This window comes from Janibacter zhaoxuefangae (assembly GCF_050271985.1).
GTDB lineage: Bacteria > Actinomycetota > Actinomycetes > Actinomycetales > Dermatophilaceae.
The window spans coordinates 2,166,460-2,178,963 of record NZ_CP189849.1; the positions used below are offsets into that span (position 1 = coordinate 2,166,460).

Annotated in this window: 9 protein-coding genes; 4 read left to right on the top strand and 5 right to left on the bottom strand. The window is 70.4% G+C overall.

The window, feature by feature from the left end; genetic code table 11:
• Positions 1–51: 51 nt before the first annotated feature.
• Together ACQBAS_RS10160 and ACQBAS_RS10165 are read right to left on the bottom strand one after the other, a co-directional pair.
• A complete protein-coding gene (locus ACQBAS_RS10160; protein ID WP_427383678.1) occupies positions 52–1,617 on the bottom strand; it encodes a sugar transferase in 1,566 nt (521 codons plus the stop codon).
• Positions 1,618–1,619: 2 nt separating this feature from the next.
• Complete coding sequence (locus ACQBAS_RS10165; RefSeq protein WP_427383679.1) at positions 1,620–1,874, bottom strand: hypothetical protein; 255 nt, start codon at positions 1,872–1,874, stop codon at positions 1,620–1,622.
• Positions 1,875–2,137: 263 nt separating this feature from the next.
• Here ACQBAS_RS10165 and ACQBAS_RS10170 point away from each other — a divergent pair, with 263 nt between their 5' ends.
• Entirely contained in the window at positions 2,138–4,354 is a 2,217-nt protein-coding gene (locus ACQBAS_RS10170) for an NADP-dependent isocitrate dehydrogenase (RefSeq protein ID WP_427383680.1), read from the top strand.
• A 277-nt stretch (positions 4,355–4,631) separates the two neighbouring features.
• Positions 4,632–6,674, top strand: coding sequence for a hypothetical protein (locus ACQBAS_RS10175; protein WP_427383681.1), 2,043 nt, complete (start codon positions 4,632–4,634; stop codon positions 6,672–6,674).
• A gap of 94 nt (positions 6,675–6,768) precedes the next feature.
• On the opposite strand, the gene ACQBAS_RS10180 is transcribed toward ACQBAS_RS10175, so the two are convergent.
• The 3 genes from ACQBAS_RS10180 to cysD all read right to left on the bottom strand — a co-directional run bounded on the left by ACQBAS_RS10180 (position 6,769) and on the right by cysD (position 10,266).
• Positions 6,769–7,764, bottom strand: a complete 996-nt coding sequence (locus tag ACQBAS_RS10180; RefSeq protein ID WP_427383682.1) for a DUF559 domain-containing protein — start codon at positions 7,762–7,764, stop codon at positions 6,769–6,771.
• 322 nt (positions 7,765–8,086) lie between these two features.
• Positions 8,087–9,355 (bottom strand): sulfate adenylyltransferase subunit 1, encoded by a 1,269-nt coding sequence (locus ACQBAS_RS10185; RefSeq protein WP_427383683.1) that lies wholly within the window; start codon positions 9,353–9,355, stop codon positions 8,087–8,089.
• Positions 9,355–10,266: a sulfate adenylyltransferase subunit CysD gene (cysD, locus tag ACQBAS_RS10190; RefSeq protein WP_427383684.1), complete on the bottom strand. Its 912-nt coding sequence runs from the start codon at positions 10,264–10,266 to the stop codon at positions 9,355–9,357. Before cysD ends, ACQBAS_RS10185 begins: the two co-directional genes overlap by 1 nt.
• Before the next feature lie 93 nt (positions 10,267–10,359).
• Here cysD and cysC point away from each other — a divergent pair, with 93 nt between their 5' ends.
• Together cysC and aqpZ are read left to right on the top strand one after the other, a co-directional pair.
• Positions 10,360–11,553, top strand: coding sequence for an adenylyl-sulfate kinase (gene cysC, locus ACQBAS_RS10195; protein WP_427383685.1), 1,194 nt, complete (start codon positions 10,360–10,362; stop codon positions 11,551–11,553).
• Positions 11,554–11,639: 86 nt separating this feature from the next.
• The gene (aqpZ, locus tag ACQBAS_RS10200; protein ID WP_427383686.1) at positions 11,640–12,410 is read left to right on the top strand and encodes an aquaporin Z; all 771 of its coding nucleotides are present in this window, start codon (positions 11,640–11,642) and stop codon (positions 12,408–12,410) included.
• Positions 12,411–12,504 lie beyond the last annotated feature (94 nt).

The following is a 12,504-nucleotide window of genomic DNA, read 5'->3' on the forward strand; positions in this document are numbered from 1 at the left end:
CAGCGTAGGGCGGACGGTGCCCCACTGTGCCGATCGGACAGGACCTCGGACCTAGTAGGCGCCGTCCTTGCGGACGACGGCGGCGAGCGTGCGCCACAGGATGAGCAAGTCCTGCGCGACGGACCAGTTCTCCACGTAGTAGAGGTCGAAGCGGACCGACTCGTCCCACGTGAGGTTGCTGCGACCGTTGATCTGCCACAGCCCGGTCATGCCCGGCTTCACGAGGAGTCGGCGGCGCACGTCGTCCTCGTAGCGCGACACCTCCGACGGCAGCGGCGGGCGCGGGCCGACGAGGCTCATCTGCCCGGCGAGGACATTGAGCAGCTGCGGCAGCTCGTCGATGGAGTAACGCCGGATGAACCGGCCGACCGGCGTCACGCGCGGGTCGTCCTCCATCTTGAAGAGCACGCCCCGGTCGATGACCGCCGTCTCCCTTGCGGCGGCCGCGGCGTCACCGGCGCGAGCCCCTTCGCCCGCCTCGGCGCGCAGCGCCGCCCGCTGACGCTCCTCGAGCGCGCGGACCTCGGGCAGGCGAGCCTCGGCGTCGACGACCATGGATCGGAACTTCACCAAGTCGAAGAGCTCGCCGCCCAGGCCGACGCGCTGCTGCCGGAAGAACACCGGCCCCCCGTCCTGCAGCTTGATGATGGCGGCGATGACGAGCAGCGGCAGACCCAGCAGGACACACAACACGAAGGCGCCCACCCAGTCGATGGTCGTCTTGAGTGCGAGCTTCGGCCCCGAGAAGGTCGGCGCCTCCACGTGCAGGAGCGGCAGCCCGGCGACGGGTCGGGTGAGGACGCGCGGGCCGGCGACGTCGGTCAGACCGGGCGACACGACGAGTTCGATGCCGCTGCCCTCGAGCGACCACCCGAGGCGGCGCAGGCCTGCCGGGCCGAGGCGGCTCGACGAACTGCACGCGACGACGTCCACGCCGAGCTCGATCGCCAACCGCGCGGCCTCGTACTCCGCGCCGACGACGGGGACGCCCCCGACGAAGGGCGCCCCGTCGACGTCGTCGGTCTCACCGGACGTGCACGCCCCGACGACGCGATAGCCGGCCTCGGGCACGTCCGCGAGCACACGGATGAGGTGCCGCGAGTGCACCCCGTCACCGACGACGAGCACGTCGTGACTCAACTGCCCCGCCGCGCGACGGGCGGCGAGCCACCGCCGCCACATCCGCCGGGCCACGTAGAGACCGACCAGGCCGGCCGGCAGGGCGAGGAGGATGTAACCGCGGGCGACATCGACCTTCAGCGCGTAGGCCAGCATCGCGACCGCGCCGAAGACGCGCAGCGTCGCCGTCCCGATGAGGCGGTACTCCCCCGTGCCGTGGCCGAGCAGGTGCACCGCATAGGCCCCGTGCACGCGCAGCGCCAACCACCAGGCCAGCACGAGCATGATGCTGAAGGTCGTGTAGCTGAGCTTGACGTACGTGGATCGGGCGGCGAGGTCGCTCCCGCCAAGGACGCCGAAGCGCAGGACCTGGGCCCCGAAGGTCGCCCAGACGATGACGAGGAGGTCGGTCAGCGCGAGCCACAACTGGAGGCGTCGCATCTCCGGGGACCGCACCCCGCTGGCACCTGCGGACGCACCGCGCGACGGCGGCGTCATGGTCAGCGGTGCCGGGCCTGCAGCGTGGCGCCGAGTCCGGCGCTCTCAGCCAGGCGCGTGGCCTCGGCGAGGCGACCACCGGTCACGCGGCGGCGGCTGTCCTGACGACGGCGGAGCTCAGCGAGTCGGTCGACGGGGTCGGACGGCTTGTCCTTCTGGGTGCGCCACTCGAGCCGCGCGATCCCCACGCGCCCGATGACGTAGGCCACGATCGGGAGGATCACCCACCCCACGACCATCCACTGCTCACCCTGCACGATCTGCCCCTACCCGCTTGACCATCCCTGGGGTCGAACTTTACCGACCCTTTACCCTTTTTGGGGCGAAAGCGTCCCCTTCACTGAGAAAGAGGGACCTCGTGCGACCTGCCCCCGCGCAACGAGTTACTTAAAGGTAACGATCACGTCCAGATTCGGCAAGCGGACGGCCCGCAGCCGGGCCCGCGACCCGTGGGATGATGCGCCCGGACTGTTACGAGACCGGCCGGGGACCACAGATCCCGCCAGAAACTGGAGACAGCATGACTTCAACCATCGTGTGGACGCAGATCGACGAAGCGCCCGCCCTGGCCACCTACTCCCTGCTGCCGATCGTGCGCGGATTCACCCGCGGCACCGGCGTCACGGTCGAGACGAGCGACATCTCGCTCGCCGCACGCATCCTCGCGCAGTTCCCCGACGTGCTCAGCGAGGACCAGCGCGTCCCCGACAACCTGGCACGCCTCGGTGAGCTGACGCAGGACCCGAGCGCCAACATCATCAAGCTCCCCAACATCTCCGCCTCCGTGCCGCAGCTGCAGGCCGCGATCAAGGAGCTGCAGGGGCAGGGCTTCCCGCTGCCCGACTACCCCGAAGAGCCGGCCACCGACGAGGAGAAGGCGATCCAGGCGGCCTACGCCAAGGTGCTCGGCTCCGCAGTCAACCCCGTCCTGCGTGAGGGCAACTCCGACCGTCGCGCGCCCCAGGCCGTCAAGGCCTTCGCGCGCAAGAACCCGCACCGCCTCGGGGCGTGGTCCGCCGACTCCCCCGCGCGGGTGGCGGACATGGCGACCGGTGACTTCTACGGCAACGAGCAGTCCGTCGTCACCGACGAGGCCATCGACTTCCGCATCGAGCACGAGGGCCCGGAGGGGACGACGATCCTCGCCGACGGGCTGACGTCGGCCGACGGCGAGATCCTCGACGCGACCTTCCTCGCCAAGAACGCACTGCGCGCCTTCTATGCCGAGCAGATCGACGCCGCCAAGGCCGAGGGCCTGCTGCTGTCCCTGCACCTCAAGGCGACGATGATGAAGGTGTCGGACCCGGTCCTCTTCGGCCACGCCGTCACCGTCTTCTTCGCCCCCGTCTTCGAGAAGCACGCCGCCGTCCTCAAGGAGCTCGGCGTCAACCCGAACCAGGGGCTCGGCGACCTCTACGCCAAGATCGCGTCGCTGCCGGCCGACCAGAAGGCGGAGATCGAGGCCGACATCCAGGCCGTCTACGCCGAGCGGCCCGCGCTCGCGATGGTCGACTCCGACAAGGGCATCACCAACCTGCACGTCCCCAACGACGTCATCGTCGACGCGTCGATGCCCGTCGTCATCCGCGACTCCGGCCAGATGTGGAACGCCGACGGCGCCCTCCAGCCGACGCTCGCGATGATCCCCGATCGCAGCTACGGCCCGATGTACCAGGCCGTCATCGAGGACTGCAAGAAGAACGGCGCCCTCGACCCGGCGACGATGGGCTCCGTGCCGAACGTCGGCCTCATGGCGCAGAAGGCGGAGGAGTACGGGTCGCACCCGACCACCTTCGTCATCAAGGGCGACGGCGTCGTGCGCGTCGTCACCGGCGCCGGTGACACGCTCATGGAGCACGCCGTCGAGGACGGCGACATCTGGCGCATGGCGCGCACCAAGGACATCCCCGTCCAGGACTGGGTCAAGCTCGCGGTGACCCGCGCTCGGGCGACCGGCGCTCCGGCCGTCTTCTACCTCGACTCCGCGCGCGCGCACGACGCGAAGGTGATCGAGAAGGTCGAGCGCTACCTCGGTGACCACGACACCGACGGTCTCGAGATCCAGATCCTGCCGCCGGTCGAGGCGATCACCTACTGCCTCGAGCGCATCCGTCGCGGCGAGGACACGATCTCGGTCACCGGCAACGTGCTGCGTGACTACCTCACCGACCTCTTCCCCATCCTCGAGCTCGGCACGAGCGCGAAGATGCTGTCGGTCGTGCCGCTCCTCGGTGGCGGCGGCCTCTTCGAGACGGGTGCCGGCGGCTCGGCTCCCAAGCACGTCGCGCAGTTCATCAAGGAGGACTACCTGCGGTGGGACTCGCTCGGTGAGTTCTCAGCGCTGGGTGCCTCGCTCGAGCACCTCGCCACGACGCAGGACAACCCGAAGGCGCAGGTCCTCGCCGACGCCCTCGACGCGGCCATCGCGCGCTTCCTCGACGAGAACAAGTCGCCGGCTCGCAAGCTCGGTCAGATCGACAACCGTGGCAGCCACTACTACCTGGCGCTCTACTGGGCGCAGGCACTCGCGGCGCAGGACACGGACGCCGAGCTGAAGGAGCGCTTCACCGGCGTCGCCCAGCAGCTGGCCGACAACGAGCAGAAGATCAACGACGAGCTCATCGGCGCGCAGGGCCAGCCGGTCGACATGGGCGGTTACTACCGTCCCGACACCGCGAAGACCTCCGCGGCGATGCGTCCGAGCGCCACGCTGAACGGCATCATCGACGCGCTCTGATCGCGTGAGTTTGGGGCCCCCTTCCCCGAGTTTTGGACATCAGGTGTCCATTCCTCGGGGCGGGGGGCCCCTTTCTGTCGAGTTTGGGACATCAGCGGTCCCAAACTCGGGGCGAGGTCCCCCCTTCGGCCGAGTTTTGGACATCAGGTGTCCCTTCCTCGAGGGGCAGCTCTACCCTGAGAAGAACCGGCCATTCCGGCCGGTGATCTCCGGGGGGGACATCATGAGTGAACGACGTGCAACGACGGCGGCAATGCGCCCGATGACAGGAGCGGGCATGAGGCTGCGACGGCTGGCAGGCGTGGCGACGGCGGCGCTGCTCGCCATCGCGATGACGTCGCCGTCGACGTCCTCGGCGGCGCCGGATCAGGGCGAAGGTCGCACCGCGACCGGTGCGTTGGTCCGCCTCACCGGCACGCTGGTGACGGTGCCCGCCGAACGCGGCGGGACCGCCTTCGCGGCCCTGCGCGTCGGCACCCGGCACGTCCCACTCGACGCATCGACGGTCGCAGGCGTGCCCAGCGGGCGCCGCGTCACCCTCGACGTGCGAGTCCCGGCCGACGTGCGCAGCGCCGCCGCGCGCAACGCCACCGTGCGGCGCGACGGCGTCGATGGGCGCGAGCACACCGTCGCCCTCGCGGCCGAACAACTGGCCGACGCCGGTGACGGTTCACCCGCGAGCGCCTCCTCGGCCGTCGGCCGCGCGACGGTCCTCACGGCGCAGGCGCCCGGCGGAGCGGAACTCGCCGTGGCCGACGTCGTCAGCGACGAGGCACCGCCCAGCGTGGCGGCCGTCCCCGTGACCGACCGGGCTCTCACCGCCGTCCGCGTCCGCCCGGCGGGCGTGACCACGGCCCGGCCGCAGGCGACGACGACCCAGCTGACCGAGCAGATCGCGGGAGCGAGCGACTACTGGGCGGACAACACCCGCGGCAACCTCACGCTCAGCCTCGCCGACGTCGGGGCGACCTTCCGCTCGACGTACGGATGCGACGAGCCGTGGGGCATGTGGGACCAGGCCGCCCAGCGTGAAGACTTCGCGTTCGCCCCGGACACCTCGCTCTACGTCTCGCTGCCCCCGGGCATCTGGCAGGACTACCCGGAGTGCAACTACGGCTTCGGGTCCCTCGGCGTGGACCTCCACGAGGCCGGCACCTTCCTGACGTCCGCCGCGGAGTGGCCGGTCCTCGCCCACGAGGTCGGCCACAACATCTCGCTGTTCCACGCGAACTACCTCCACTGCCCGACCGCCGACGCCCGGATGACGTCCATGGGCGGGTGGCCCTCGTCGTGCGACGGCGAGGAGGAGTACGGCGACAGCATGGACGTCATGTCCGTCTCCGCTCCGGACTCGGCGCCGCTGCTCTCCAGCCCGCAGGCGCGGCGGCTCGGGATCCTCGGGACCGCCGACGTCGTGACCGTCCCCGACGGCACCCGCCGTGACGTGACGCTGCGACCGCTGACCGCGACGTCGGGGACTCGCGTGGCGATCGTGCGCAACGCGTCGACGGGGATCACGTACTACGTGGAGTACCGCCGACAGACCGGTCGCGACAGCTCGAACCCGATGGGGCACCGCTACGGCGTCCGGATCCTGCGCAACAGCCCGCTCTCGGGAGGGTCGATCGTCCTCGACGCCAGCCCGACCGGCAGCACGTGGGGCGACCCGACGTTGCGGACCGGGGCGACCTTCCACGACTACGACGGCGACGTGACGATCCAGACGCTGTCGACGAGCAGCACCGGGGCGGTCGTCGCGATCGCCAACGACGTCGCGCCGCTGACGACGCTCACGGTCACGGCGAAGCCGGTCATCACCGGGACGCCGCGGCGGTGGGCCACGCTGCAGGTGACGCCGCCGACCTTCAGCCCCAGCGCGAGCGCGGTCATGTATCAGTGGCGAGTCAACGGCGTCGCCATCCCCGGCGCGACGGGCACGAGGTACAAGGTGGTCACCGCGGACGAGGGCAAGGACATCACCGTCCGCGCCACGGCGACGCGCTCGGGATATCGCACGACGACCACGACGTCGGCCGCGAAGAGGATCGAACGCCGGTTCACCGTCGTCGCCGTGCCGAAGGTGATCGGTTATCGCACCGTCGGGTCGTCGTTGCGCGCGACGACGGGCTCGTTCAGTCCGACGCCGACGTCGTACACCTATCGGTGGAAGCGGGACGGCGTCGCCATCTCCGGCGCGTACTACAGCACCTACCGCCTCGACTCCGCCGATCGCGGCAGGCTCGTGAGCGTGACCGTCACGGCGAAGCGCACGGGCTACACGAGCCGGGCGGCGACGTCGACCTCGTCCCTCATCCGCTAGCCCCCTTCCTGCCGGCCCCACCCTTCCCCCGAGTTTTGGACATCAGGTGTCCATTCCTCGGGGCTGACGGCCCCCTTCCGCCGAGTTTTGGACATCAGGTGTCCCTTCCTCGGGGCTGACGGCCCCCTTCCGCCGAGTTTTGGACATCAGGTGTCCCGAACTCGTCGTCGATGCGCGGCAGTGCGAAGTGGCGACGCCACTCGTCTTTCGTGATCCGGCTCGGCAGTCCGGCCTGCTCGAGGACCCCACAGATCCGCCGAAGCGTCGCCGCCGGTCGGTACAGGTCCGCACCGATGACGACGAGGATGCGCCATCCGAGGTCGTCGAGTTCCTCGCGCCGACGCAGGTCGTGCAGCCACTGCTTGTCGTCCTCGGCGTGCTGCCGCCCGTCGTATTCGATGATCAGCTTGTGCTCCTCGAAGGCGAGGTCGAAGCGGAATGCCCAGCGGCCCGAATCACTCAGGATGATGTGGTTGACCGTGGGCTCGGGCAGGCCGGCGAGCACCATGAGCAGCCGCAGCCGCGTCTCCTGCGGAGAGTCGACGCCCGAGCGCACGAGGCCAGCGGCCCGCCGCGCCAACCGCGCCCGCGCGCCTCGCCCCGTCGGCGCCTCCTCCCGCAGCCTGGCCGGCGTCGTCACGCCCCGGCGGATGAGGGAGTCCCCCAGCACGACGAGATCGACGAGGTCGAGCTCGGCTGCCAGATCGGCGAAGGTGCGTTCGGGCGTCGTCACCCGGATCCCCTCGCGGATGCGCGTCCGTGGCATCCGCCGGAGAGGATGACTGCGCAGACCGACCGCGCGGGTCTGGTGGCCCTGCTCGTGCAGGACGTCGACGGGCCCGCCGTCGGGGACCACCCCTCCCCACAGTCGCGCGGCGGCACGCCCGCCGATGATGGCGTCCGGCGGTGAGCGGAGCAGGGCGGCCCGGGCCATCGTCACCGCGGTGATGGGCGCCCCGGCCCGGATGTGGACGCCGTGGAAGAGGCGTCGGTAGTGCGGGCCGGCAAGGTCGTCGTCGGAGACGCCGGCCGCTCGGGCATCGGCGCGCGTGAACGGATCGCTGAAGCTGGGATCGTGGAGGAATCGCACGCGTCCACGATGGCCGAATGCGCGGAGGAGCCTCCGGAGTTTTCCACAGGGTGCCAGCCCCGAGGAATGGCCACCTGATGTCCCAAACCCGGGTCAAACCCGCCCCCGGACCCCAGAAATGGACACCTGATGTCCCAAACCCGGGTCAAACCCGCCCCCGGACCCCAGGAATGGACACCTGATGTCCAAAACTCGGGTCAAACCCGCCCCCGGACCCGAGGAATGGACACCTGATGTCCAAAACTCGGGTCAAACCCGCCCCCGGACCCCAGAAATGGACATCAGGTGTCCAAAACTCGGGGAGGGAGAGGGCGAAGGGGGGTCAGCGGGAGTTGATCATCCCCGCGCCCACGGTCACCCCGGTCGCCTCGTCGATCAGGATGAACGACCCGGTCTCGCGGTTCTGCTCATAGGGGTCGACGAGCAGCGGCTGCATGGCGCGCAGGTGGACGCGGCCGATCTCGTTGAGCGCGAGCTCGCCGGCCTCCTGGTCGCGGTGCAGCGAGTTCACGTCGAGCCGGTACTGCACGTCCTTGACGAGCACCCGGGTCGTGCGGGTCGTGTGCTTGAGCAGGAGCTTCTGCTTGGGCCGCAGCGGCGCGGTCGTCATCCACGCGACCTGGGCGTCGAGGTCCTGCACGGGCGTCGGCGCGTTGCGCACCCGGCAGATCATGTCGCCGCGCGAGACGTCGACGTCGTCCGTCAGCCGCACCGTCACCGACATCGGCGCGAACGCCTCCGCGACCTCGCGGTCGTGCAGGTCGATCCCGGCGATGGTCGTCGTCATCCCGCTCGGCAGGATCATGACGTCGTCCCCCGGCTTGAGGACGCCGCTGGCCACGCGCCCGGCATAGCCCCGGTAGTCGTGGTACTCGTCCGACTTGGGACGGATGACGTACTGCACCGGGAAGCGGACGTCCTTGAGGTTGCGGTCGCTGGCGATGTGGACGTGCTCGAGGTGGTGCATGAGCGACGGGCCGCCGTACCAGGGCATGTGCTCGGAGCGCGTGACGACGTTGTCCCCCTTGAGCGCCGAGATCGGGATGACCTCGAGGTCCGGGATGTTCAACTTCGTCGCGAAGGCGGTGAACTCGGCGTGGATCCGCTCGTACACCTCTTCGTCGTAGTCGACGAGGTCCATCTTGTTGACGGCGAGGACGAGGTGCGGCACCCGCAGCAGCGACAGCAGGACGGCGTGGCGACGCGACTGCTCGGTCAGCCCCTGGCGTGCGTCGACGAGGACGAGCCCCAGGTCGGCGGTGGACGCCCCGGTGACCATGTTGCGCGTGTACTGCACGTGCCCGGGGGTGTCGGCGATGATGAACTTCCGCCGCGGCGTCGCGAAGTAGCGGTAGGCCACGTCGATGGTGATGCCCTGCTCGCGCTCGGAGCGCAGGCCGTCGGTGAGCAGCGCGAGGTCGGTGTAGTCGTAGCCCTTGGACACCGACGTCGCCTCGACGGCCTCGAGCTGGTCCTCGAAGATCGCCTTCGAGTCGAGCAGCAGCCGCCCGATGAGGGTGGACTTGCCGTCGTCGACGGAGCCGGCGGTGGCGAACCGGAGCAGGTCCATGGTGGCGTGCGGGGCGTTCATCAGAAGTAGCCCTCCTTCTTGCGGTCCTCCATGGCGGCCTCGGAGAAGCGGTCGTCGCCACGAGTGGCACCGCGCTCCGTCAGTCGCGCCACCGAGATCTCGTCGATGATCTGTCGGGTCGTGGCGGCACCGGACTCGACGCACCCGGTGAGGGTGAGGTCGCCGACGGTGCGGAAGCGGACGGTGCGCTCGGTGACGGACTCACCGTCGCGCAGCGGGTTGGCCTCGTGCTCGCTGAGCAGCATCCCGTCCCGCTCGAAGACGCGCCGCTGGTGGCTGAAGTAGATCGACGGGATCTCGATCTGCTCACGGTCGAGGTAGTGCCAGATGTCGAGCTCGGTCCAGTTCGACAGCGGGAAGATGCGCATGTGCTCGCCCTCGTGCAGGCGCCCGTTGTAGAGCGACCACAGCTCGGGCCGCTGCATCTTGGGGTCCCACTGGCCGAACTCGTCGCGGTGGCTGTAGACCCGCTCCTTCGCGCGCGCCTTCTCCTCGTCGCGTCGTCCCCCGCCGAAGGCGGCCGTGAAGCCCTCCTGCTCGATGGCGTGCAGGAGGGTGCCGATCTGGAGCCGGTTGCGCGTCGTCTTGCCGTCGTCGACGACGATCCCGTCGGCGATGGCGTCCTCGACGGAGGCGACGACAAGCCGCAGCCCGAGCCGGTCGACCCACGCGTCGCGGGTCGCGAGCACCTCGGGGAAGTCGTAGCCGGTGTCGACCTGGAGCAGCGGGAAGGGCACCTTCGCGGGGTGGAAGGCCTTCTCCGCCAACCGGAGCATGACGATGGAGTCCTTGCCGCCGGAGAACATCAGGACCGGCTTCTCGAACTCGGCGGCCACCTCGCGGAAGATGTGGATGGACTCGGACTCCAGCTGATCCAGGTGGGTCAGCCGGTATTCGGGATGGGTCGACATCAGTGGGCGTCCTTCTCGGTGGGGTGCAACCCGGGCAGCATAATGCGCCGTTATGCGACCCATAACGCGGGGACCGGATGGCAAGATGCGGCCGTGAGCACCCCCACCGCTGGCCGGCCGCAGTTCTTCCCCGGCGGCGACGCGCTCGACGACCTCGAGCTCGTCCGGCACGGCGTCGTCGACCTCGCCGGCGTGGCGCTCCCCGTGCCCGCGTCCGGCGCCGAGGTCATCGACGCGGAAGGAGTGCCCGTCGCCCGCCTCGGCGCGGCCAGCACGACCGACGAAGGTCGCCCCGGCGACATCGTGTGGCTCGGTCACCTCTCCCCCCGCCCCTTCGAGCGGCTCTACCTCTCCCCCGAGCAGGTGCACGCGACCCGGAGCGCCGACGAGGTGACCGCCGTCGTCGCCCGGCCCCTGCGCCGGACCGACGTCGCGGCGATCCGCGACTGGGCGGACGGCCGACCCGTCCTCGTGCTCGTCCCGGCCGGACCCAGCACGAACCCGCACGCCCACACCGTCGCCACGATCCGGTCCGTCCTCAACGCGGCTCGCGCGCTGCACGCGCGCGTCGTGACCCTCCCGCTCAATGCCGCCCGCGCCCATGCCGACCCGGCGCGCCAGGACGCGATCGTCGACGCGTGGGCGGCCGGGCCGGTGGCCTGGCTCGACCGCGCCGGGAGCGCCCTCGCCGGATCCGAGGTGATCCAGGCCGGCCACGGGACGTCCGGTGGCGTCGTCGTGATGCTGACGGGCCTGTCCGGCTCCGGCAAGTCGACGATCGCGCGAGCCGTGCGTGAGGCGGTCCTCGAGGAGGACGGCCGCGCCGTGACGCTGCTCGACGGTGACGTCGTGCGGCGCCAACTCAGCGCTGGCCTGACCTTCTCCCCGGAGGACCGCGACACCAACGTGCTCCGGATCGGCTGGGTGGCGGCCGAGATCGCCGGGCACGGCGGCCTGGCGATCTGCGCCCAGATCGCGCCCCACGAGCAGACGCGCGAGGCCGTGCGGGCCATGGTCGCGGAGCGCGGCGGCGACCTCGTGCTCGTCCACGTCGCCACCCCCTTGGACGTCTGCGAAGGTCGCGACCGCAAGGGCCTCTATGCCCAGGCCCGCGCAGGGGCGATCACCGGATTCACCGGGGTCGACGCGCCCTATGAGGTGCCCGCGGACGCCGACCTCACCCTCGACACGTCGCGTCGGAGCGTGGCCGCGTGCCGCGACGCCGTGCTCGCCCTGCTGCGCGAGCGGGGCCATCTCATCGCCGCCGACCCGGAATGGTCGATCTGAGCGCCGCCCGCGCGCCCTGTTGCTCCTGCCTGCCGCGGCCGAGAGGCTGCAGATGACCACAATTCCCCCACAGCAGGAGTTCACCCATGACCCCTTCGCTCCCGGCCCGGCTCGGCGCCGAGGCCCTCGGCACCTTCTGGCTCGTCTTCGGCGGCTGCGGCAGCGCGATCTTCGCGGCCAAGGTCATCGACGAGACCGACAAGGTTCAGCTCGGCATCGGCTTCCTCGGCGTCGCGCTCGCCTTCGGCCTCACGGTCCTGACGATGGCCTACGCCGTCGGCCACGTCTCCGGCGGCCACTTCAACCCGGCCGTCACCATCGGCTGCGCCGTCGCCAAGCGCTTCGCCTGGAAGGACGTCCCGGCCTACATCGCCACGCAGGTCGTCGCTGGCCTCGTGGCCGGCGCGGCTCTGCTCGTCATCGCCGCCGGCAAGGACGGCTTCGAAGCCACCGGCAACTTCGCCGCCAACGGCTACGGCGACAACTCCCCCGGCGGCTACACCCTTGCCGCGGTCCTGATCGCCGAGGCGATCCTCACGGCCTTCTTCCTCTACGTCATCCTCGGCTCCACGGACGGGCGCGCCCCGGTCGGCTTTGCGCCCATCGCGATCGGCCTGTCGCTCACGCTGATCCACCTCATCTCCATCCCGATCAGCAACACCTCCGTCAACCCGGCCCGCTCCACGGCCGTTGCGTTCTTCAACGGCGCCGGCGCCCCCGGGCAGCTGTGGGCCTTCTGGCTCGCCCCGATCGTCGGTGCCGTCATCGCCGGTGCGACCTACGCCCTGATCACGGGCGAGGACCGCTCGGGCTACGACATCTCCGGCGAGCTCGACCCGATCGAGCACCGCGCCTGATCGACACACGCACTCGGCGCGCCCGCGCCGGGGCAGCGGAAGGCCCCCGGAGCATCAGCTCCGGGGGCCTTCTCGGTGCGCTCCCGACCCGAGG

What these genes read in the sequence shown, in the direction of transcription:
- ACQBAS_RS10160 (WP_427383678.1), bottom strand. Translation starts at nt 1,617, where the DNA reads ATGACGCCGCCGTCGCGCGGTGCGTCCGCAGGTGCCAGCGGGGTGCGG.
- ACQBAS_RS10170 (WP_427383680.1), top strand. Translation starts at nt 2,138, where the DNA reads ATGACTTCAACCATCGTGTGGACGCAGATCGACGAAGCGCCCGCCCTG.
- ACQBAS_RS10175 (WP_427383681.1), top strand. Translation starts at nt 4,632, where the DNA reads ATGAGGCTGCGACGGCTGGCAGGCGTGGCGACGGCGGCGCTGCTCGCC.
- ACQBAS_RS10185 (WP_427383683.1), bottom strand. Translation starts at nt 9,355, where the DNA reads ATGAACGCCCCGCACGCCACCATGGACCTGCTCCGGTTCGCCACCGCC.
- cysD (WP_427383684.1), bottom strand. Translation starts at nt 10,266, where the DNA reads ATGTCGACCCATCCCGAATACCGGCTGACCCACCTGGATCAGCTGGAG.
- aqpZ (WP_427383686.1), top strand. Translation starts at nt 11,640, where the DNA reads ATGACCCCTTCGCTCCCGGCCCGGCTCGGCGCCGAGGCCCTCGGCACC.